The 19,631-nt window shown below is 72.2% G+C and carries 18 protein-coding genes; 9 read left to right on the forward strand and 9 right to left on the reverse strand.

All coding sequences use genetic code 11. From position 1 onward, the window contains the following. The first annotated feature begins 116 nt into the window (after positions 1–116). From AC3ANS_RS23670 to AC3ANS_RS23680, 3 genes are read left to right on the forward strand one after another with little or no spacing between them, the layout of a single operon-like run. Positions 117–917 carry an ABC transporter ATP-binding protein gene (locus AC3ANS_RS23670; protein ID WP_488294016.1) on the forward strand — a complete coding sequence of 267 codons (801 nt, stop codon included), beginning with the start codon at positions 117–119 and terminating at the stop codon, positions 915–917. A gap of 7 nt (positions 918–924) precedes the next feature. Next, the gene (locus AC3ANS_RS23675) at positions 925–1,686 is read left to right on the forward strand and encodes an ABC transporter permease (RefSeq protein ID WP_488294017.1); all 762 of its coding nucleotides are present in this window, start codon (positions 925–927) and stop codon (positions 1,684–1,686) included. Between the two features lie 19 nt (positions 1,687–1,705). Next, complete coding sequence (locus tag AC3ANS_RS23680) at positions 1,706–2,524, forward strand: MerR family transcriptional regulator (protein ID WP_488294018.1); 819 nt, start codon at positions 1,706–1,708, stop codon at positions 2,522–2,524. 10 nt (positions 2,525–2,534) lie between these two features. On the opposite strand, the gene AC3ANS_RS23685 is transcribed toward AC3ANS_RS23680, so the two are convergent. Next, positions 2,535–2,801, reverse strand: coding sequence for a hypothetical protein (locus tag AC3ANS_RS23685; RefSeq protein ID WP_488294019.1), 267 nt, complete (start codon positions 2,799–2,801; stop codon positions 2,535–2,537). 177 nt (positions 2,802–2,978) lie between these two features. Between AC3ANS_RS23685 and AC3ANS_RS23690 the strand changes: the two genes are divergently transcribed. Continuing rightward, on the forward strand, positions 2,979–4,445 hold the full coding sequence (locus AC3ANS_RS23690; protein ID WP_488294020.1) for an aminotransferase class I/II-fold pyridoxal phosphate-dependent enzyme: 1,467 nt from the start codon (positions 2,979–2,981) through the stop codon (positions 4,443–4,445). A gap of 3 nt (positions 4,446–4,448) precedes the next feature. Here the strand turns inward: AC3ANS_RS23690 and AC3ANS_RS23695 are convergent, their stop codons facing one another. The 6 genes from AC3ANS_RS23695 to AC3ANS_RS23720 form a co-directional block, all read right to left on the reverse strand. Next, positions 4,449–5,969 (reverse strand): zinc metalloprotease, encoded by a 1,521-nt coding sequence (locus tag AC3ANS_RS23695; RefSeq protein WP_488294021.1) that lies wholly within the window; start codon positions 5,967–5,969, stop codon positions 4,449–4,451. 108 nt (positions 5,970–6,077) lie between these two features. Beyond that, entirely contained in the window at positions 6,078–6,665 is a 588-nt protein-coding gene (locus AC3ANS_RS23700; RefSeq protein WP_488294022.1) for a GNAT family N-acetyltransferase, read from the reverse strand. A gap of 106 nt (positions 6,666–6,771) precedes the next feature. Next, a complete protein-coding gene (locus AC3ANS_RS23705) occupies positions 6,772–7,080 on the reverse strand; it encodes a cupin domain-containing protein (protein ID WP_488294023.1) in 309 nt (102 codons plus the stop codon). Beyond that, complete coding sequence (locus AC3ANS_RS23710) at positions 7,077–8,486, reverse strand: NAD(P)/FAD-dependent oxidoreductase (RefSeq protein ID WP_488294024.1); 1,410 nt, start codon at positions 8,484–8,486, stop codon at positions 7,077–7,079. The genes AC3ANS_RS23705 and AC3ANS_RS23710 overlap by 4 nt, the downstream gene beginning before the upstream one ends. 4 nt (positions 8,487–8,490) lie before the next feature. Further along, positions 8,491–9,822: an aminotransferase class III-fold pyridoxal phosphate-dependent enzyme gene (locus AC3ANS_RS23715; RefSeq protein ID WP_488296558.1), complete on the reverse strand. Its 1,332-nt coding sequence runs from the start codon at positions 9,820–9,822 to the stop codon at positions 8,491–8,493. Next, positions 9,819–11,321, reverse strand: coding sequence for a CoA-acylating methylmalonate-semialdehyde dehydrogenase (locus AC3ANS_RS23720; protein WP_488294025.1), 1,503 nt, complete (start codon positions 11,319–11,321; stop codon positions 9,819–9,821). The genes AC3ANS_RS23715 and AC3ANS_RS23720 overlap by 4 nt, the downstream gene beginning before the upstream one ends. 96 nt (positions 11,322–11,417) lie before the next feature. Between AC3ANS_RS23720 and AC3ANS_RS23725 the strand changes: the two genes are divergently transcribed. Beyond that, the gene (locus AC3ANS_RS23725; protein WP_488294026.1) at positions 11,418–13,016 is read left to right on the forward strand and encodes a PucR family transcriptional regulator; all 1,599 of its coding nucleotides are present in this window, start codon (positions 11,418–11,420) and stop codon (positions 13,014–13,016) included. A 12-nt stretch (positions 13,017–13,028) separates the two neighbouring features. Here the strand turns inward: AC3ANS_RS23725 and AC3ANS_RS23730 are convergent, their stop codons facing one another. After that, positions 13,029–13,670 (reverse strand): LysE family translocator, encoded by a 642-nt coding sequence (locus tag AC3ANS_RS23730; protein WP_488294027.1) that lies wholly within the window; start codon positions 13,668–13,670, stop codon positions 13,029–13,031. 86 nt (positions 13,671–13,756) lie between these two features. On the opposite strand from AC3ANS_RS23730, the gene AC3ANS_RS23735 reads away from it, so the two are divergent. The 4 genes from AC3ANS_RS23735 to AC3ANS_RS23750 all read left to right on the forward strand — a co-directional run bounded on the left by AC3ANS_RS23735 (position 13,757) and on the right by AC3ANS_RS23750 (position 17,857). After that, positions 13,757–15,022 (forward strand): YibE/F family protein, encoded by a 1,266-nt coding sequence (locus AC3ANS_RS23735; RefSeq protein ID WP_488294028.1) that lies wholly within the window; start codon positions 13,757–13,759, stop codon positions 15,020–15,022. Positions 15,023–15,030: 8 nt separating this feature from the next. Continuing rightward, entirely contained in the window at positions 15,031–16,140 is a 1,110-nt protein-coding gene (locus AC3ANS_RS23740) for a carbohydrate kinase (protein WP_488294029.1), read from the forward strand. Beyond that, the gene (locus tag AC3ANS_RS23745) at positions 16,137–17,069 is read left to right on the forward strand and encodes a pseudouridine-5'-phosphate glycosidase (protein WP_488294030.1); all 933 of its coding nucleotides are present in this window, start codon (positions 16,137–16,139) and stop codon (positions 17,067–17,069) included. The genes AC3ANS_RS23740 and AC3ANS_RS23745 overlap by 4 nt, the downstream gene beginning before the upstream one ends. 125 nt (positions 17,070–17,194) lie before the next feature. Beyond that, a complete protein-coding gene (locus AC3ANS_RS23750; protein ID WP_488294031.1) occupies positions 17,195–17,857 on the forward strand; it encodes a Type 1 glutamine amidotransferase-like domain-containing protein in 663 nt (220 codons plus the stop codon). A 216-nt stretch (positions 17,858–18,073) separates the two neighbouring features. On the opposite strand, the gene AC3ANS_RS23755 is transcribed toward AC3ANS_RS23750, so the two are convergent. After that, on the reverse strand, positions 18,074–19,318 hold the full coding sequence (locus tag AC3ANS_RS23755; RefSeq protein WP_488294032.1) for an HNH endonuclease signature motif containing protein: 1,245 nt from the start codon (positions 19,316–19,318) through the stop codon (positions 18,074–18,076). Positions 19,319–19,631: the final 313 nt, after the last annotated feature.

Genomic DNA, 19,631 nt, shown 5'->3' on the forward strand with positions numbered 1-19,631 from the left:
GTTAATGCCCTATCGACCGCACCCGAGCAGACCTGAGGAACGCAGCGCGGCAACCCGTGAGCGCCAGGAGCACCGGACTTGACCTTGACGCAGCGTCAAGGTCTCAAGGTCGGGTCATGACCACGACATCTGGGACACCCACCCGTCCCGCCATCCAGGTCGCCGGTGTGACCAAGGCGTACGGCGACCACGAGGTGCTGCGCGGCGTCGACTTCGACGTCGAGCGCGGCACCGTCTTCGCCCTGCTCGGCTCGAACGGGGCCGGCAAGACCACGACCGTCCGGATCCTCGCCACCTTGTCGAAGGCGGACGCGGGGACGGCCCTCGTCGATGGCGCGGACGTCGCCACCGAAGCGGCGCGCGTGCGAGAGTCGATCAGCCTGACCGGCCAGTTCGCCGCGGTCGACGAGATGCTGACCGGCCGAGAGAACCTCGTGCTGGTCGCCAGGCTGCGCCACCTGGTCGAACCCGGCCGGATCGCCACGGAGCTCCTCACCCGGTTCAGTCTCACCGACGCGGCGGACCGCAGGGCGGGTACGTACTCCGGCGGCATGCGCCGGCGCCTCGACGTCGCGATGAGCCTGATCGGTGACCCGCCCGTCATCTTCCTCGACGAGCCGACCACGGGCCTCGATCCGCAGGCCCGGCTGGAAGTCTGGCGCGCGGTCAGAGAGCTCGCCGCCGCCGGCACCACGATCCTGCTCACCACCCAGCACCTCGACGAGGCCGAGCAGCTCGCCGACCGGATCGCGATCCTCCACCACGGCCGGATCGTCGTGAACGGCACCCTCGCCGAGCTCAAGGCCCTGCTCCCGCCCGCCAGCGTGGAGTACGTCGAGAAGCAGCCGACGCTCGAGGAGATCTTCCTCGCGGTGATCGGCGACGAGACCGCCCCCGACCCCACCACCCAGAACTGAGGCCCCGATGAACAGACACTTTCTCAGCGACACCACCGCCCTGCTGGGTCGGTCGCTGCGCCACATCCTGCGCAGTCCGGACACGATCATCACCACCGCGGTCACCCCGATCGCGATGTTGCTGCTGTTCGTCTACGTCTTCGGCGGCGCCATCGACACCGGGGGTGAGGAGTACGTCGACTACCTGCTGCCCGGCATCTTGCTGATCACCATCGCCTCCGGTATCGCCTACACCGCCTACCGGCTGTTCACCGACGTGTCGGGCGGCCTCTTCGAGCGGTTCCAGTCGATGCCGATCGCCCGCTCCGCCCTGCTGTGGGGACACGTGCTCACCTCGCTGGTGGCGAACACGATCGCGCTGGCACTCGTCGTGGTCGTCGCCGTGGCGATGGGCTTCCGCTCCGGGGCCGGCGTCCTCGCCTGGCTCGCCGTCACCGGGATCCTGCTGCTCTTCACGCTCACCCTGACCTGGCTCGCGGTCATCCCCGGGCTGACCGCGAAGTCCGCCGACAGCGTGGGCGGGTTCTCCTACCCACTGATCTTCCTGCCGTTCGTCAGCTCGGCGTTCGTCCCCACCGCGAGCATGCCGGGCCCGGTCCGCTGGTTCGCCGAGCACCAGCCGGTGACCTCGATCGTGGACACGCTGCGCAACCTGTACGCCGAGCAGCCGGTCGGCAACGACATCTGGACCGCGCTCGCCTGGTGTGGGGGGCTGCTGGTGGTGGCGTACGTGCTCGCGATGCGCGTCTACCACCGCAAGTTCGCCTGAGTCACGGCAGGCTGGGGACATGCTCACGATCGGCCGGCTGGCGTCGTACGCCGGGGTCACCACCCGTGCCGTGCGGCACTACCACCAGATCGGGCTCCTCCCGGAGCCCGAGCGCGACGCCTCGGGCTACCGCAGCTACACGGCCCCGGACCTGGTCCGGCTGATCCGGATCCGCACGCTCGCGGAGGCCGGGGTGCCACTCGCGCGGGTCCACGAGCTGCTGGGCGCCGACGCCGCGGGGTTCGCTGCGGCCGTCGACGACATCGACCGCCGGCTCCGTGACGAGATCCAGGAGCTGCAGGAGCACCGTCGCCGGATCGCGAGGCTGGCGGCCGGCGACAGCCTCGCGCTGCCGGCGTCCGTCACCGCCTACCTCGACCGGATGCGGTCGCTGGGCGCACCCGGCGTCATGGTCGAGATGGAGCGGGACGCGTGGATCCTGATCGCCGCGCAGATGCCGGACCAGGTCGACGCCTTCATGGTGGAGAAGGAGGCCCAGCTCGACGACCCGCTGATGCGACGCCTGCTCGAGCTGATGGGAGAGCTGATGGGCGAGGTGCTCGACTCCGGCGGGCGGTCCGACGCGCTGCTGGCGCAGATCGCCGACGTCCTGGTCGAGCTGGCCGAGCAGGCGGCAGCCAGCGGCGACCTCGATGCCCAGGACGACCCGCTGCCGGACAGCTCCTTCGCCGACCTCATCGACACCGTCGCGCTCTCGGCCGGGCCGGAGCTGGTCCGGCTGCGGGACCGGATCCTCGAGCTGATGGTCGAGCGGGGCTGGCGCGGCCTGGTCAGGATGGAGCGGGTCGAGCCGGGGCTCGCCGATCCCTACGTGTGAGTGGTGGTGCCTACCGAGATGTGGTCCGGAACGGCCGGCCGATCTGCTGGACCTCCTCCTGGTTGATCCAGGCGAAGAACGCGAACGCGGCGCAGGCGATCGTGATGACCGGTAGCACGGCGGGCACGCTGGAGTCGGTCACGCCGAGGAAGACCCACCCGAGCGCCAGGACGACCGTCGCGGCCGTGGACCCGAAGGTCAGCGTGGAGTGGATCCTGGTGAGGATCTGGCGCAGGTCGTCGGTGCTGGCCACCACGGTCTGCTTCTGCTCGGTCATCTCGGCTCCCCTCGTCACGAGGGTCGCTGGTCGGCCCCCGATGCCGGCGATCACCGTCTCACCTATCCCACCGTCGGGTCCAGAGGCTCGATGCGAGGGTGCGAAACCGCCACGAACGGGCCGGACCGCCGGGCATGAACGCCGTTTCCGGGAACGCATCGCGGGAACCGGTCCATCATGGACCACTCCAGCACTCCCGTCCTCGACGCTCTCTCGGCCTTCCGTCGTCGCGGCGACGTCGTGTTCGGTCCCCCCGGTCACCGGCAGGGCCGGGGCGTGGACCCGCGGGTACTGACGATCCTCGGCGAGGGCGTGTTCGCCTCCGACGTCTTGTCGATGAACGGCCTGGACGACCGGCGCCAGTCGGGCGGGGTGCTGGAACAGGCTCAGGAGCTGATGGCCGACGCGGTGGGCGCGGAGCACGCGTTCTTCTCCACCTGCGGCAGCTCGCTGTCGGTGAAGTCCGCGATGCTCGCGGTCGCCGGTCCCGGAGAGAAGCTGCTCGTCTCGCGCAACGCCCACAAGTCCGTGGTGAGCGGGCTGATCATCAACGGCACGGTGCCCGTCTGGGTGCACCCGAAGTTCGACTCCGAGCGGCACCTCGCCCACCCACCGGAGCCTGACGACGTACGCCGCGCCCTCGAGGCCAACCCGGACGCCAAGGGGATGCTGCTCATCACGCCCACCGACTGGGGCACCTGCGCGGACATCCGCGGCGTCGCGGCGGTGTGCCACGAGCACGACGTCCCGCTGATCGTCGACGAGGCCTGGGGGGCGCACCTTCCGTTCCACGAGGGCCTGCCGACCTGGGGCATGGACGCCGACGCCGACCTGGTCGTGACCAGTGTGCACAAGATGGGCGGTGCCGTGGAGCAGAGCTCGGTCTTCCACCTCCAGGGCAACCGCGTCGACCCGACCGTCCTGGCGCAGCGTGAGGACCTGCTGGCCACCACCAGTGCCTCCAGCCTGGTCTACGGATCACTCGACGGGTGGCGCCGGCAGATGGTCGAGCACGGCAGCGAGCTGCTCTCAGCCACGCTCGAGCTCGCCGCCCGCGCCCGGGCCGGGCTCGCCGAGATCGACGGCGTCTCCGTGCTGGGTCAGGAGGTCGTGGACGACGGCTACGCCTTCGAGGTCGACCCGCTGGTCCTCACCATCGACGTGCGCGAGCTCGGCATCACCGGCTACCAGGCTGCCGAGATCGCCCGCGAGCGACACCACGTCGACTTCGGAGCATCGGACACATGCCGGATCAACGCCCGCCTCACCCATGCCGACGACGACCGGTCCGTCGACCTCCTCCTCCGGACGGTGCGCCAGCTCGCCGCGGACGCCGGCGACGCCGATCGCCCGCCGAAGGTCGAGTTCCCCAGCGCCGAGGGCCTCGAGCTGGAGACGGTGATGCGGCCGCGGGACGCGTTCTTCGCGACGGTCGAGCAAGTCCCGGCCGACCGGGCGGTCGGCCGGGTCGCTGCCGAGATGGTCACGCCGTACCCACCCGGCGTGCCGGTGCTGGCGCCCGGCGAGCGGATCACCCGCGAGGCCGTGGACTACCTGCGTTCAGGGGTCGCTGCCGGGATGCTGATCCCGGAGGCCGCGGACACCTCGGTCGAGACCTTGCGCGTGGTCGCCGAGCGGGAGTAGTCCTCAGCTGCCCGGGGTCAGGCAGCCCCCGCTCGCGCCGACCGCCTGGAGACCGGCGAGGTCGCCGGCGCCCCACTGGTCGAGCCCGTAGCCGATCGAGGGTGACATCAGCTCGGCCGGGTCACCCTCGACGTGCATGAGCCCGACCGCGTGGCCGATCTCGTGCATCAGCGCCGCCACCCGGGTCAGGCCCTCGCCGGACCCGGGTCGCAGGGCCTTGTTGAACGCGGTGTTGATGGTGACGCCGCCCTGGTAGATCTGGCGCACGGACCGCCCGGCGGGGTCGACCGCCAACGTGGTGCGGAACTCCGGACCGCCGACCCCCAGCGTCCCGCTCGGGAAGAGCCCGCGCATCTGGGCAGGGTCGGCCCAGGCGATCACCAGGTCGGCAACCGAGGGGTCGAAGGTGTCGCCGGCGGCGAACGGCACCACCGAGGTCGGTCCGCGGTAGTCGAAGCGCAGACCGGTGGCCCGGCTGACCTCGGCGATGGCGGCCTGGACGTCGGGCAGGACGCCGGCCGGCGCCTTCGCGGTGTTGACGCGGTAGGTGATCGGAACACACGGGTTCCAGCGACCGACGGGCTCGGGGCTGACGAGCGAGTAGCTGGTCGCCCGGCCGTCGGGGGTGTAGTCGGGGATGACGGTGAGGGCCTCGGCGGGCGTCTCGACTGCATCGCTGCGCGTGCTGGTGATCCGCAGCCGGTAGGACGCGTCGCCCAGGTACGCCGTGGGCAGGGTCAGCCCGAACGTGCCGCTGCCGGTGACACCGGTGCTCGCCACGTCGGTCCACTGGCCGGCGACCTGCCGCTGCAGAGTGGCGGTCGGCTTGGTGAGGCGCGTGGTGAGGGTCCCGCGGACGACCTGGTCGGAGCCGACCAGCACCTGTGACCCGGGCCAGAGGACGGTCATCCCGGGGTAGGTCTTCGTGGTCGGGGGCGCCGGCTGCCACACCGCGCGGAACGTCGCCATCGGGGTCGCGAGCGCCGGAGCGCCGGGCGCCTTGTCCACCGAGATCCGGAAGCGGCGGGGCTCGTTGACCCGGTGCAGGGTGACGTCGATCTGGAACGCGCCGGTGGCATCGGAGCGGGTGTCCTTCACGTAGCCCCAGACACCGTCGCCGAGGACCCGCTCCTCGAGGGTGACCCAGCGCGAGCCGCCGTTGCTCGGCACCGGGACGGTGCCCGTGATCGTGGTGGGCTGGTCCTGAAGGGGTGTGAGGTCGCCCCAGTCGACCAGGATGCGGTTGTTCGCGCGGGCCGTCGTCTCCTGGCCGAGCAGGCCGTCGGCGCGGCGCACGGTGTGGATCGTCGTCGTCGCGACGACCGGTGGCGTGAGCGCCAGAGAGACCGAACCCTCGGCCTCGGCCGCGCGCAGCGGTGCGGCCGCGGCGGGCAGCACGATCGTCGCCGCGGTCAGCAGCACGACCGTCGCGAGGGCGCGCAGCCGGTGTCCTCGACGCGTTGGGCCGCGGGTCGGCTCGGTCGGTGGGCAGCCTGCGGGCGCGCTCGGGCGCTTCGTGGACATCCGTGTCCCCTTGTCAGCGAATTCCGTTTCGTTCGATGAACAGATCGGCGAAACGGGCCGACGCTTGAGGAGCCTGCGCGAAGTGATGCCAGGATCACGCCCGGGGCGCTAGTGGTCGGCAGTCCTCCGCGCCCGCCACTCCTCGGCGAGCAGGGCGTAGCCGTAGCCGTCGAGCCACTGGCCCGAGCGGTGCAGCGAGTCGCGCACGTTGTGGCTCTCCCGGCGCATCCCGACCCGCTCCATCAGCCGCCACGACGCGGCGTTGTCGGCGAAGCACAGGGCGGTGACCCGGCGCAGACCGAGGTCCTCGAAGCAGATCCGCACCAGCTCGGTGACGGCCTCGGTGGCGTAGCCCCGCCCGGCGTGCGCCGGGTCGAGGGTCCAGCCGAGCTCCGCCTGCGCGCCCCGAGCCTGGTCGGCGACCTCGCCCTGGGCCCAGGCGTCCTCGACGCGCAGCATCAGGTCGCCGACGACGACGCCGTCGCGCTCGACCACGAGCGTGCTCGTGAGTCGGTCGGCGGCCAGGAACATCTCGGCGTACGCCGCGCGGTCCGTGGTCGCCCAGGTGACCCACTCGGTGACCTCGGGCAGGCGGCGGAACGCCCAGGTGGCGTCGAGGTCGTCGGCGGTCGCGGGGCGGATCGTCAGCCGGGCGGTCGCCGCCGGCCACGAGACCGCACTGAGGTCCTGGGTCACGCCGCCAGTCTCGTGCTGCGGTGGCGGTGGCGTCGCGCGGTTTTCGTGTCGAGGGGACCCGACCTACGCGGGCCGGCGGTCGGGGTCGAAGTCGGCCGGCCCGTCCCTACCGGGCGACGTAGACCTTGCGGATCGTCTCGGTGACGGTCCAGGTGGTGCGCTCGCCGGCGCGCAGGCGTACGGCGACGCCGGGGGTGAGCGTGACGACCTCACCGTCCTCGAAGGTGACCGTGCCGCGACCGAAGAGCACCACGAAGACCTCGTCGGTCTCGGTGTCCTGCTCGGTGCCGGGGGTCATCGACCACACCCCGACCTCGGTGTCGCCGAGGGTGTCGAGCTCGAGCGTCCGCTCGGGGCCGAGGTCGGCGGCCCGCACGTCGGCGCAGAGGAGACGGCGGGACGAGGGCGCGGTCACGAGTCGAACCCCAGTCCCGCGCGGTCGAGCGTGCGGAGGAACAGGTTGCGCCGCCCCTGCCGGTGGTCGGCGCGGTCGAGCGACCACCGGGTGAGGTTGATGCCGGCGCTGGCGAGCGGCTCGGGCGGGAACGGCAGCGGCAGCCGGCGCACCATCTCCAGGCCGGTGCGCTCGGTGTCGAGACCGCCCAGGCGGTCCAGCATCACCTCGGCCGCGAACCGGGTGGCACCGACGCCGAGGCCGGTGAAGCCGGCGGCGTACGCCACGCGGCCGCGCGCGGCCAGGCCGTGGAACGCCGTGAAGCGGGTGGAGGTGTCGATCGCCCCGGCCCAGCGGTGGGTGAACGTGACGCCCTCCAGCTGCGGGAACACGGCGAGGAAGTGCGAGGCCAGCCGCCGGAACGTCTCCGGGCGCTCCTCGTGCTCGCCGCTGACGCGCCGGCGGTAGATCGCGTCGTAGCCACCCCAGAGGATGCGGTTGTCGGCGGTGAGGCGGGAGTAGTGGAACTGGTTGGCCAGGTCGGCGAGGCCCTGGCGGTGCTGCCACCCGATCGAGCCGAGCTGGGCGTCGCTGAGCGGCTCGGTCATCAGCACGTAGTCGTAGACCGGCACCGTCAGCGGCCGCGCCCGCCGCACCAGGGCGGGGAAGACGTTGGTCGCGAGCACCACCCGGTCGGCGGTCACCACACCGGCGGTGGTGCGCACGCGCACCGGGCCCGAGCCACCCGAACGTCCGGTGTCGAGACCGTCGACCCGGGTGTGCTCGTGGATCTCGACGCCGAGGTCGGTGGCCACCCGGGCGAGCTCACGGGCCAGCCGCGCCGGGTGCACCAACGCGCAGTCGTCGCGGCTCCACTCGCCGGCGAGGAACAGCGGGCTGTCGACCTCGCGGCGTACGCCGTCGGCGTCCAGGAATCCCGGAGCGTCGGCGAGCCACTCCACCTGGTGCGGCTCGACCGCCACGGTCAGCGTCCCGGTGCGCTCGAGCTCGCAGTCCAGCCCGAGGTCGCGCACATCGGCCTCGAACGCGTCGAGGTTCTCCCGGCCGAGCCGGTCGAGCACGGCGTACTCCTCGGGCCAGCGCGACCGGCCGTTCTCCTCGCCGTGGGTGAGACTGGCCTCGCAGAAGCCGCCGTTGCGCCCCGACGCCGCCCATCCGACGGTGTTCGCCTCGAGGAGCACGACGCGGGCGCCGGGGTCGCGGCGCTTGGCGAGCACCGCCGTCCACAGGCCGCAGTAGCCGCCGCCGACGACCGTCAGGTCGGCCGTCGTCGACCCGTGCAAGGGCGGGTACGCCGCACCGGGTGCGTCCTCGAGCCAGAAGACCGCGTGCCGAGACGGCGCCAGCGCGGCCTCGACCGCGGCCGGCGCCGGCGCATGGCGCTCGTAGGCGGTGGGCTCAGGCACTCGGTCAGGCAACGTGGACGTCGCCGGCCTTGAGCGCCTCGTCGAGGATCGCCAGGCCCTCGCGGGCCTCCTCGTCACTCATCGTGCACGGCGGCACCAGGTGGATCCGGTTGGTGTTGGCGAACGGCAGCATCCCGGCGGCCTTGCACGCCGCAACCACCTCGCCGAGCGCGGCCGGCGGCAGCAGGTCGCGGGTGGTCCGGTCGGTGACCAGGTCGACCGCCCAGAACGCGCCCACCCCGCGGACCTCACCGACGCACGGGTGCCGCTCGGCGAGCTCGGCCAGGCCGGGCCCGAGGACCTCGCGGCCGAGACGGTCGGCGTTCTCCACGATGCCCTCGTCGCGCATCGTGTGGATGGTCGCGACCGCCGCGGCGGTCGCCAGCGGGTGACCGGAGTAGGTGAGCCCACCCGGATAGGGCTGGTGGGCGAACGTGTCCACGATCGGGTCGCTGATGATCACCCCGCCCAGCGGCACATAGCCGGAGTTCACGCCCTTGGCGAACGTGATCAGGTCAGGGGTCACGCCGTACCGGTCCAGCGCGAGCCAGGTGCCGGCGCGGCCGAAGCCGGCCATCACCTCGTCGAGGATCAGCGCGATGCCGTGCCGGTCGCAGAGCTCGCGGACGCCGGCGAGGTAGCCCGGCGGGGGCTCGAAGATGCCGGCGGTCCCGGGGATCGTCTCCAGCAGGATCGCGGCGATCGTCTGCGGCCCCTCGGCCTCGATCGTGCGGGCGAGGTGCTGCAGGGCGCGCTCGCACTCCTCCTCCTGCGTCGTGGCGTGGAACTCCGAGCGGTAGAGGAATGGGCCGAAGAAGTGCACGGTCCCGGCCGTCGCTGTGTCGTTGGGCCAGCGCCGGGGGTCGCCGGTCAGGTTGATCGCGGTCTGCGTGCCACCGTGGTACGAGCGGTACGCCGTCAACACCTTGAAGCGCCCGGTGTGCAGCCGCGCCATCCGGACGGCGTGCTCGTTGGCGTCGGCGCCGCCGTTGGTGAAGAACACCTTCTCGAACCCGTCCGGGGCGATCTCCGCGATCAGCGCGGCGGCCTGCGAGCGCTGCTCGTTGGCGTGCTGGGGAGCGATCGTGCAGAGCCGGTCGGCCTGCTCCTTGATCGCGGCCACCACGCGCGGGTGCTGGTGGCCGATGTTGGTGAACACCAGCTGGGAGGAGAAGTCCAGGTAGCGCCGGTCGTCCTCGTCCCACACGTAGGACCCGCGAGCCGCGCTGATCACCATCGGGGTGATCTCGGCCTGCGCGGACCAGGAGTGGAAGACGTGCTTGCGGTCCAGCTCGTACGTCGTGCTCATGGCTGTCCTCTCTGCGGTCGGGGTCAGTGGTTCTTCGGGAAGGCCAGCTCGAGGCCGCCGGCGGTGCCGGGGTCGGGCCAGCGGATCGTGACGACCTTGCCTCGGGTGAAGAAGTGCACGCCTTCGACGCCGTGCGCGTGGGTGTCGCCGAAGAGCGAGGCCTTCCAGCCACCGAAGGAGTAGTACGCCATCGGGACCGGGATCGGGACGTTCACGCCGATCATCCCGACCTGCACGTCCTGCTCGAAGGCGCGGGCGGCGCCGCCGTTGCTGGTGAAGATCGCGGTGCCGTTGCCGTAGCGGTTGGCGTTCACGAGATCGAGAGCCTCGGCGTACGTCTCGGCGCGCACCACGCACAGCACCGGGCCGAAGATCTCGTCGGTGTAGATGCTCATCGAGGGCCGGACGTGGTCGAACAGCGTGGGACCGAGCCAGAACCCGTCCTGCTCGCCGTCGGCGTCGACCTTGCGCCCGTCGACCACGAGCGTGGCGCCGTCGGCCTCGCCGGCATCGACGTACGACGCCACCTTGTCCCGGTGCACGGAGGTGACGAGGGGGCCCATGTCCGTCCCGCGGGTCCCGTCGCCGATGCGCAGCGTGCCGGTGCGCTCGGCGATCTTCTCGACCAGCGCGTCGCCGGTGCCGCCGACGGCGACGACCACGCTGATCGCCATGCAGCGCTCCCCGGCGGAGCCGTAGCCGGCGCTCACCGCGGCGTCGGCCGCCAGGTCGAGGTCGGCGTCGGGGAGGACCACCATGTGGTTCTTCGCCCCGCCGAGCGCCTGCACCCGCTTGCCCGCCTTGCTGGCCCGCTCGTAGACGTACTCCGCGATCGGGGTCGAGCCCACGAAGCTGATCGAGGCGACATCCGCGTGGTCGAGGAGACCGTCGACGGCCACCTTGTCGCCCTGGAGCACGGTGAAGACACCGTCGGGGAGGCCGGCCTCCTGCCACAGCCGGGCCATCCAGATCGATGCGGACGGGTCCTTCTCGCTGGGCTTGAGGACCACGGCGTTGCCGGCGGCGATCGCGATCGGGAAGAACCACATCGGGACCATGGCCGGGAAGTTGAACGGGCTGATGATGCCCACGACGCCGAGCGGCTGACGGATGCTGTGCACGTCCACGCCGGTCGAGACCTGGGGGCTGTTGCCGCCCTTGAGCAGGTGGGGGATGCCGCAGGCGAACTCCACGACCTCCTGGCCCCGCGACACCTCGCCGACGGCGTCGGAGTGCACCTTGCCGTGCTCGGCGGTGATGATCGCGGCCAGCTCCTCCTTGCGCTCGTTGAGCAGCTCGCGGAACCGGAACACGACCTGGGTGCGCGCGCTGACCGAGGTCGCCGCCCAAGTGGCGGACGCGGCCTTGGCCGACGCGACGGCGGCCTCGACGTCGGCCGCGTCCGCGAGGACCACGTGGCCGGTCACGCGGCCCGTGGCGGGGTTCGTCACGTCGGAGACCCGGGCGGCTGCCCCGGTCTCCGGGCGGCCGTCGATCCAGTGCGGGATGGTCGTGGGGGAGGTCATGACGCCCATCCTGGTGGCGTTGGCCGCGGCACGCGAGGGACGAATCGTCGCCCAAGACGGCTCTTGAGCGACAGATCGTCCCCTAGACTCCGCTCCATGGCCATCACCGTGCGCCAGGCGCTCGGCCTCTCGCCGCTCGTCGCCGGCGACCCGGTGGTCCTCAGCGGGGATGCCCAGCTGGACGCCGAGCTGCGCTGGGTGCACGTCTCGGAGGTCCGCGACGTGGGCTCCGTGCTCGCCGGGCACGAGCTGGTCCTCACCACCGGGCTGGGGATGGCCGCCTCGCCGCAGGCCGCGGCCGACTTCGTCGGGCAGCTCGTCGACGCCGGCGCCGCGGGACTGGTCGTCGAGCTCAGCGCCGACTACCCCTCGATCCCCGAGCTGGCGCTGCGACGGGCCCGCGAGTCCGGCCTGCCGGTGGTGGCGCTGAACCGACCGGTGCGGTTCGTCGACGTCACCGAGACCGTGCACCGCGCGCTGGTGGCCGAGCAGTTCGAGCAGGTCCGGTTCGCCGGGGAGGTCCATCGCACGTTCACCGACCTCGGCCTGGCCCGCGCGGACTCGGAGCGGCTCGTCGCTGCGGCCGCCGCGCTCGCGGGCACCTCGGTGGTGCTCGAGGACCTGACCCGGCGGGTGCTCGCCCCGGCCGCGGTCGGCGAGCCGGTCGACCTCCTGCTCGCAGACTGGGAGCGGCGCTCCCGGCTCACCCCCTTCCTGCGGGCCACCGGGGCCGCGGGACCCGAACGCTGGCTGACCACCCCGGTCGGCATCCACGGCGGACCCTGGGGCCGGCTGGTCGCGGTGGGTGCCGGCAGCGAGGTCGACGCGCGGGTGCGGGTGGTGCTCGAGCGGGCCGCGCAGGCGCTCGAGCTGGCCCGGATGGTCGAGCGCGACGACATCGCGATCCAGCTGCGGGTGCACGGTGGTTTCCTGCTCGACCTCCTCGACGACCGCCTCGGGACCGAGGCCGCCGCCGCGGCCCGGCTGCGCGCGCTCGGCGTACCCGGTGAGCGGGAGTACGTCGGGCTCGCGGCGCGGCTGCGCCGGGAGGCGCCGTCCGAGGTCGCCGCCGCGCAGCGCCGGATGGTCCGGCTCAGCGAGCTCCTCCACGAGGCGGTGCTGGCGGCCGGCGCGTTCGGCGTGGTCGGCGTACTCGACGGGGCGCACGCCGGAGCGCTCCTCGCCGGAGGTGACGCCACGCTCGACGCGGTCGGTCGTGAGCTCCGCGACCGGGAGCCGGACGCGGTGCTCGCGTCGGGGCCGGTCGTCGACCGGGTGCTGATGGCGGGGGCTTCCCTGCGCAGTGCCCGTGCCGTGGCCGACGTGGCGGCCTCGCTCCCGCGCACCGGCCAGGACGACCAGGTGGGCTGCTTCCGCCAGGCCGACATCCGGCTCCCGGGGCTGCTGATGTCGCTGCGGGGCGACGCGCGCCTCCAGGAGTTCGCCGAGGCCGAGCTCGGGGCCCTGCTCGAGCACGAGGCGCGACACGGGTCCGGGCTGGTCGAGCTGCTGCGCCAGTTCCTCGCCGTCGGTGGCAACAAGACCGAGCTCGCCCGGGTCGCGCACCGCAACCGGACCTCGCTCTACCCCGCTCTGCGCCGGCTGGAGGACCTGATCGGCCATCCCCTCGACGACCCGGCCTCGCGGCTCTCCCTAGGCGTGGCCCTGCTCGCGCACGACCAACGTCGGGTCTAGCGCCCGGGACGACTAGTCCGTCGCGACGAGCAGCGCGCCGAGGCCGATCATCATCACACCGCCGGCGGTCCCGAGCGTGTCGAGACGGGTGGGCCGGCGGGCGAACCAGTCCCGTGCCCTGCTCGCGGCCAACGCCCAGACCGTGTCGGAGCAGACGGCCATCAGGCCGAAGGCCAGGCCGAGCACGGCGAGCTGGAGCCGGGCGTGCCCGGCCGACTCGTTGACGAACTGCGGCAAGAACGCCACGAAGAACACGATGGTCTTCGGGTTGGTCAGCCCGACGGTGAAGCCGATGCGCAGCGAGCGCAGCGCCGGAGCGGGTGCCAGACCGATCCGGTCGACGGCGCCGAGTGCGGACCGGGCGTCGGCACGGTGCCGGATCGCCTGGATGCCGAGCCAGACGACGTACGCCGCCCCGCAGATCTTCAACGCGACGTACGCCTGCGTGCTCGCCGCGACGACCGCACCGAGACCGACCGCGACCAGCATCACCTGGGTGGTCACGCCGATCGCGTTGCCGGCCACCGAGAGCAGTGCGTCGCGACGACCGACGGTCAGGGCTCGGCCGATCGTGAAGAGGAGGCTCGGGCCGGGGACCTGGATGAAGACCACGCTGGCGGCCACGTAGGCGAGCCACTGGCTGGTCGTCGGCACGCGACCATTCTGGACCCCGTCGCGCCGAGGTGCAGACTGGGTCCGCCGAGCCGGTCGGACGCTCGGGACGGGGGAAGGATCGCGGCATGGCGGCAGGCCACTCGCAGGGGGCACACCGGGCGCGCGCCGGGCATGGCGGGCACGGGCACGGGCATGGGGGGCACGGTCACGCCGACACGGACGTCGAGATCGCGCGCGGTCCGCGGGCGGTGCTGCTCATCGCCCTCGCGCTGGCCGCCGTCGCGGCGGTCGCCGGCCTCGTGCTGCTGTGGCCGAGCGGCACCGAGGTCGACAAGATCACCGCGAGCGCGCCGTTCGCGGCACCGGGCGTGACGTTCCCGACGGCCGAGGTCGTCGCGGTGCACCCGGCCTGTGATGGTCCCGAGGACCAGACGGCCGGCTGCGGCCAGATCGAGGTGAAGGTCGACGAGGGCGCGGGCAAGGGCGACCGTGCCGCGGTCCAGGTCGCCCCCCACGTCACGGCGTCGGGCCTCGCGCGCGGTGACACCGTGAAGCTGCAGCGCACCCCGGGGCAGGACGGGGCTGACGCGTCGTACGCCTACTTCGGCACCGACCGGAGCACGCCGTTGCTGGTCCTGCTGGTGGTGTTCGTCGGCATCGTGCTGGTCATCGCGCGGTGGCGGGGCCTCTTCGCGCTCGTCGGGCTGGCATTCAGCGGACTGCTGCTCTGGGAGTTCGTGCTGCCGGCCCTGCTGACCGGTGAGTCCGGGCTTCGGGTCGGGCTGACCGCGGCGGCCGCGATCATGTTCGTGGTGCTGTACACGACGCACGGCTTCTCGATGCGCACGAGCACGGCCCTCGCGGGCACGCTCGCAGGTGTCCTGGTGACCGCGTGGCTCGGGGTGCTGGCGACGGGAGCCACCCACCTCACCGGTATCGCCGACGAGTCGGCCGGCATCCTCTCCACCCTGGTGGGCGGCCTCAGCTTCCACGGGCTCTTCGCCTGTGCCACGGTCGTCGCCGGGCTCGGCGTCCTCAACGACGTCACGATCACCCAGTCCTCTGCCGTGTGGGAGATCCGCGGGGCCGCCCCCGCGATGAGCCGGACGCAGGTCTTCGCCAGTGGGATGCGCATCGGACGCGACCACATCGCCTCCACGATCTACACGATCGTCTTCGCCTACGCCGGTACGGCGCTCGCCGTCCTGCTGATCCTGCGGCTCTACGGACTGCCCTTCGTGGACCTCCTGGCGACCGAGGACATCACCGAGGAGATCGTGCGCACGCTGGCGAGCAGCATCGGTCTGGTCCTCGCGGTGCCGTTGACGACCGCGATCGCGACGCTCGTCACGCCCGGGCCCGTTGCTTATCAAGATAAAGGCGCTTTATAGTAGTAAGCATGAACCTCACGGAGCGCGAGCAGGAGATCGTGACGCTGCTCCGCCGCGACCCGCTGATCGCCTCGGCCGCCATCGCCGAGGCGCTCGGGACGACACGCGCCGCCGTCAACGTCCACCTCTCGAACCTGACCCGCAAGGGCGTGGTCCTCGGTCGTGGCTACGTGTTGAGCGAGGGCGAGTCGGTCGTGGTCGTGGGCGGGGCCAACATGGACATCAAGGCGCGCAGCGCCCGGTCGGCCGTCCCCGCGACGAGCAACCCCGGGGCCTCCTCGATGGCCGCAGGCGGTGTGGGACGCAACATCGCCGAGAACCTCGCCCGGCTGGGCACCCGGACCCACCTGGTCGCCGGCATCGGGAGCGACGGCCTCGGCGACCAGGTGCTGTCGGCGACGTCCAACGCCGGAGTGCGCGTCGAGCACGTACGACGAGAAGCCGCATCCACCGGCACCTACACCGCCGTCCTCGACGCGAACGGGGAGCTCGTCGTCGCGGTGGCCGACATGGCCGCCACCGAGGCGATCACCCCCGAGCACGTCGCCGCCGCCCGCGACTTGGTCGCAGCCGCATCGCTGCTGGTGCTGGACGGCAACCTCGCGACCCCGACCCTGCGTTACGCGGTCGACCTGGCCGCGGACGTCGGCACGCGCGTCGTGCTCGACCCGGTGAGCGTGCCGAAGGCCGCACTGCTGGCCCCCCTCCTCGACGGGAGCCGGCCCGTGTTCGCGATCACCCCCAACTGCGACGAGCTGGCCGCGCTGACCGACCTGCCGACCCGCACCCGCCGCCAGCAGGAGGCCGCCGTCCGGGCGCTCCACGACCGCGGCGTGGAGGTGGTGTGGGTGCGGCTCGGTCCGGCCGGCTCCCTGCTGAGCGCCGCGGGCGGCGTCGTGTCTCTGGAGTCCGTCGACGCGGGCACCGACTCCGGCGTCGTCGACGTCACCGGGGCGGGCGACTCCATGACCGCGGCGTTCTGCCACGCCCTGCTCGAGGGTGCCGAGCCCGCCGCGGCCGCGGCGTACGGCCATGCCGCGGCGGCCCTCACCGTCGCAAGTCCCCACACCGTCCGACCCGACCTCACCGACCGACTCGTCAGGAGCCTGCTGTCATGACCACACCGCACCCGGAGCCCCACCCGATGCTCACCCTCACCGACGAGGTCGCGCAGGCGCTGCGCGACGGCGCGCCCGTCGTCGCGCTGGAGAGCACGATCATCAGCCACGGCATGCCCTATCCGCAGAACGTCGCCATGGCGACCGAGGTCGAGGACATCATCCGTGCCGCCGGCGCGGTGCCCGCGACGATCGCCGTGCTCGACGGCCGGCCGCGCATCGGCCTCGGGCCCGATGACCTCGAGCTGCTCGCCAGCCACCCCGACGTCGCCAAGGTGAGCGTGCGTGACCTGCCGTTCGTGATGGCCAGTGGCGCCCACGGTGCGACGACGGTCGCCGCGACGATGCGCCTGGCAGCGCTCGCCGGCATCCGGGTCTTCGTGACCGGTGGCCTCGGCGGCGTGCACCGCGGCGCACAGCAGTCCTTCGACGAGTCGGCCGACCTGACCGAGCTCGGCACGACCGATGTCGCCGTGGTCTCCGCCGGGGTGAAGAGCATCCTCGACATCGGCCTGACCCTCGAGCGGCTGGAGTCTCTCGGCGTCCCCGTCCTCGCCTACGGCGCCGACGAGTTCCCGTCGTTCTACTCCCGCTCCAGCGGTCACGCTGCCCCGATGCGTACCGACACCGCTGCCGAGATCGCGGCGACGATGGCCGCCAAGTGGCGCCTCGGCATCGCCGGCGGAGTCGTCATCGCCAACCCGATCCCGGTCGAGGACGAGATCCCCGCCGACGAGATCGGCGTGATCATCGACCAGGCGCTCGCCGACATGGACGCGCTCGGCATCCACGGCAAGGACGCGACGCCGTACCTCCTGGGCCGCATCGTCGAGATCACCGGCGGCGCCTCGCTCACCGCCAACATCGCGCTCGTGCGCAACAACGCGGTGCTCGGCGCCGCGATCGCGCAGGAGTACGCCGCGCTCTGACAGGTGTCCGCCTGGCGAGCCCATCGCGGTCGCCCTGCGCGTCACCGCCCTCGACCGCGCAGCGGTGGTCGGCTGTCCGTCGAGCGTCTACCGTCGGCGGTCCAGGTCCCGACCCAGGAGGAACCGTGAAGCTCCTGCTCACGTCCGGCGGCATCACCAACGGCAGCATCCACCGCGCGCTCGTCGAGCTCCTGGGCAAGCCGATCGAGGACGCGACCGCGCTCTGCATCCCCACGGCACAGTGGGGCCACCCGATGTGCGGGCCGGCGTCCGCGCGCCGGTTCGTCAGCGGTACGCAGGCGGGTGGCGGCATGACGTCACTCCCGTGGAAGTCGGTGGGCCTCCTGGAGCTCACCGCGCTGCCGACGATCGGCCCGGACCGTTGGGTGCCGTGGGTCGAGGAGGCGGACGTTCTCCTCGCCGACGGCGGTGACGCGACGTACCTGTGCCACTGGATGCGGGAGTCCGGGCTCGCCGAGCGTCTGTCCACCCTGACCGACGCCGTCTGGGTCGGCGTCAGCGCCGGGAGCATGGTGATGACGCCCCGGATCGGTGCCGACTTCGTCGAGTGGTCGTCGGCGCCTGACGACCGAACCCTCGGTGTCGTGGACTTCTCGATCTTTCCGCACCTCGACGTGTTCCCGGAGAACACCATGGCCGACGCGGAGCGCTGGGCGAGCGCCATCGGCGGCCCGGCCTACGTCCTCGACGACCGGTCGGCGATCACGGTGGTCGACGGCACCGTCGAGGTCGTCTCCGAAGGCACCTGGAAGCTGTTGCCCGGGTGAACGCCTGACGGCCCGCGCCCGAAGGTCTGCGCCTGACGGCCTGTGCGGGGTGGCGGCGGTCGGGCGTCTGACGGGCAGGCGTGTGGTTCCGCTTCCTGGTTTCCGAGGAGGCGTGGTTGCGGTTCGCTGTGGTTGGGGCGGCATGGTTGCGGTCCGCGGTCGGGTTGCGGGCGGCGGGGGCCCGGGTGTTGTGGTGGCGGTCCCTGGCGGTACGGCTCAGGTGCGCCGGGTGAAGGCGACCTTGCCGTTGGGGAGCAGGGTGGTCTCGTAGTTGGGGTCGTGGGCTCGGGCGTGGTGTCGGGGGCAGTAGAGGCGGGCGTGGGTGATGTCGGTCGTTCCGCCGGTGGCCCAGGGTGGGTCGTGGTGGGTGTGGCAGCCGCCGGGTGGGGTGTCGCATCGGTCGGCGGTGCAGCCTTTGTCGCGCAGTGCGATCGCGATCCTCTGGGCTTTGGTGTGGAAGCGGCGGGTGCGGCCGAGGTCGAGGACTTCGGAGGTGCCGCTGAGGACGGCGGGGATGATGCCGGCTTCGCAGGCGAGGCGGCGGGCTTGGCCGGGTGAGATCACGGCACCGGTGTCGAGGACCCCGGGCTTGAGCCCGCCCTGCAACGTGTCGAGGGGGATGGTGACGACCACGGTGGCGGACACTCCGCCGGTGTTCGGGAGCTTGTCGGCGGGGTAGCGCTCGATCCACTCCACGAGGGCCTGCCCCATCCGCTGCGGGCCGGGCTTGCGTTCGCCGAGGTGACCCTCGACCGCGGCCCGGTGCTTGGGGGCGGCGATCGCGAGGAGCTGCTTCTTGAAGGCCTCGGCCTGGGCGGTGGGCAGCGTGAACCGCCCGTGGGTCAGGCCGGTGCCGTCGTCGTGCATCGTCAGCCGGGTCGCCATGGCTGCTTCGCGTTCCTCGCGCTCAAGCAGTTTCGCTTGGTGGGCGTCGGCGGCTTCGGGGTCGATGACGTGGAGGAGTCCTTGGCCGAGGTTGGCGAGCTCTTTGGCGTTGTAGTGGGCTGCTTCACCGATGAGGTGGGCCTCGGCTCGGTCGCGGAGCTCGCGGTCGACGTGGTCGGGGAGCTCGTCGACGGCGTGGATGATCACGGCTGCCTGGTCGGGCAGCACGGCGCCGGCCTTGAACGCGGCGTGCACGAGGGGGTGCTGGTCGAGGCCGGTGCCGAGCTTGGTGATCCGGTGGGCTTCGGCGTGGGCGAGGCGGGTCTGGTGCGCCCACCAGTTCGGCACCGAGGTGGCGCCGACCTGCTCCGCCACACCCACGGACGAGGCATGGGTGGCGAGGCGGGCCTGCAGCTCGGTGACCCGGGCGGCCACGCGGGTGAGTTCGACGATGGTGGCGGCGGTCTCGTGGACGTCCATGGACCACAGGGACGCGTCACCGACCTGGTCGAGGACGCCGGAGATCTCGGTGACGGCGCGCGTGACACGGTGCGAAGGGTGAGCTTGTGCGGTCATCGCCACTCCCGAGATGAAGTCGTGGCGACAGTCTACCGAACACGTGTTCGAGAGTCAAGGCTTCTAGTGGAGCGGATTCCTGGGGGTGGTTTCGAGGCTCGGGCCTGGGGCCCTCGCACCTCAACCACCGGAGGTCGGTGGTTTCGAGGCTCGGGTCTGGCGGCCCTCGCACCTCAACCACCGGAGGTCGAAACCACCGCGCGGGGAGGCGGCGGTCCGAGGGCCGGGAGGAAGCCGTGACCGCGGCGGACCTGTCCCGCCTTGCTGCCGACGACGGCGACCACAATCGGCCTGAAGCCGATGCACATCTCGA

The sequence above is a fragment of the Nocardia sp. 149-1B genome, assembly GCF_057747975.1.

What these genes read in the sequence shown, in the direction of transcription:
- AC3ANS_RS23735 (WP_488294028.1), top strand. Translation starts at nt 13,757, where the DNA reads ATGGCGGCAGGCCACTCGCAGGGGGCACACCGGGCGCGCGCCGGGCAT.
- AC3ANS_RS23675 (WP_488294017.1), top strand. Translation starts at nt 925, where the DNA reads ATGAACAGACACTTTCTCAGCGACACCACCGCCCTGCTGGGTCGGTCG.
- AC3ANS_RS23690 (WP_488294020.1), top strand. Translation starts at nt 2,979, where the DNA reads ATGGACCACTCCAGCACTCCCGTCCTCGACGCTCTCTCGGCCTTCCGT.
- AC3ANS_RS23725 (WP_488294026.1), top strand. Translation starts at nt 11,418, where the DNA reads ATGGCCATCACCGTGCGCCAGGCGCTCGGCCTCTCGCCGCTCGTCGCC.
- AC3ANS_RS23740 (WP_488294029.1), top strand. Translation starts at nt 15,031, where the DNA reads ATGAACCTCACGGAGCGCGAGCAGGAGATCGTGACGCTGCTCCGCCGC.
- AC3ANS_RS23720 (WP_488294025.1), bottom strand. Translation starts at nt 11,321, where the DNA reads ATGACCTCCCCCACGACCATCCCGCACTGGATCGACGGCCGCCCGGAG.
- AC3ANS_RS23695 (WP_488294021.1), bottom strand. Translation starts at nt 5,969, where the DNA reads ATGTCCACGAAGCGCCCGAGCGCGCCCGCAGGCTGCCCACCGACCGAG.
- AC3ANS_RS23745 (WP_488294030.1), top strand. Translation starts at nt 16,137, where the DNA reads ATGACCACACCGCACCCGGAGCCCCACCCGATGCTCACCCTCACCGAC.
- AC3ANS_RS23680 (WP_488294018.1), top strand. Translation starts at nt 1,706, where the DNA reads ATGCTCACGATCGGCCGGCTGGCGTCGTACGCCGGGGTCACCACCCGT.
- AC3ANS_RS23670 (WP_488294016.1), top strand. Translation starts at nt 117, where the DNA reads ATGACCACGACATCTGGGACACCCACCCGTCCCGCCATCCAGGTCGCC.
- AC3ANS_RS23685 (WP_488294019.1), bottom strand. Translation starts at nt 2,801, where the DNA reads ATGACCGAGCAGAAGCAGACCGTGGTGGCCAGCACCGACGACCTGCGC.
- AC3ANS_RS23755 (WP_488294032.1), bottom strand. Translation starts at nt 19,318, where the DNA reads ATGACCGCACAAGCTCACCCTTCGCACCGTGTCACGCGCGCCGTCACC.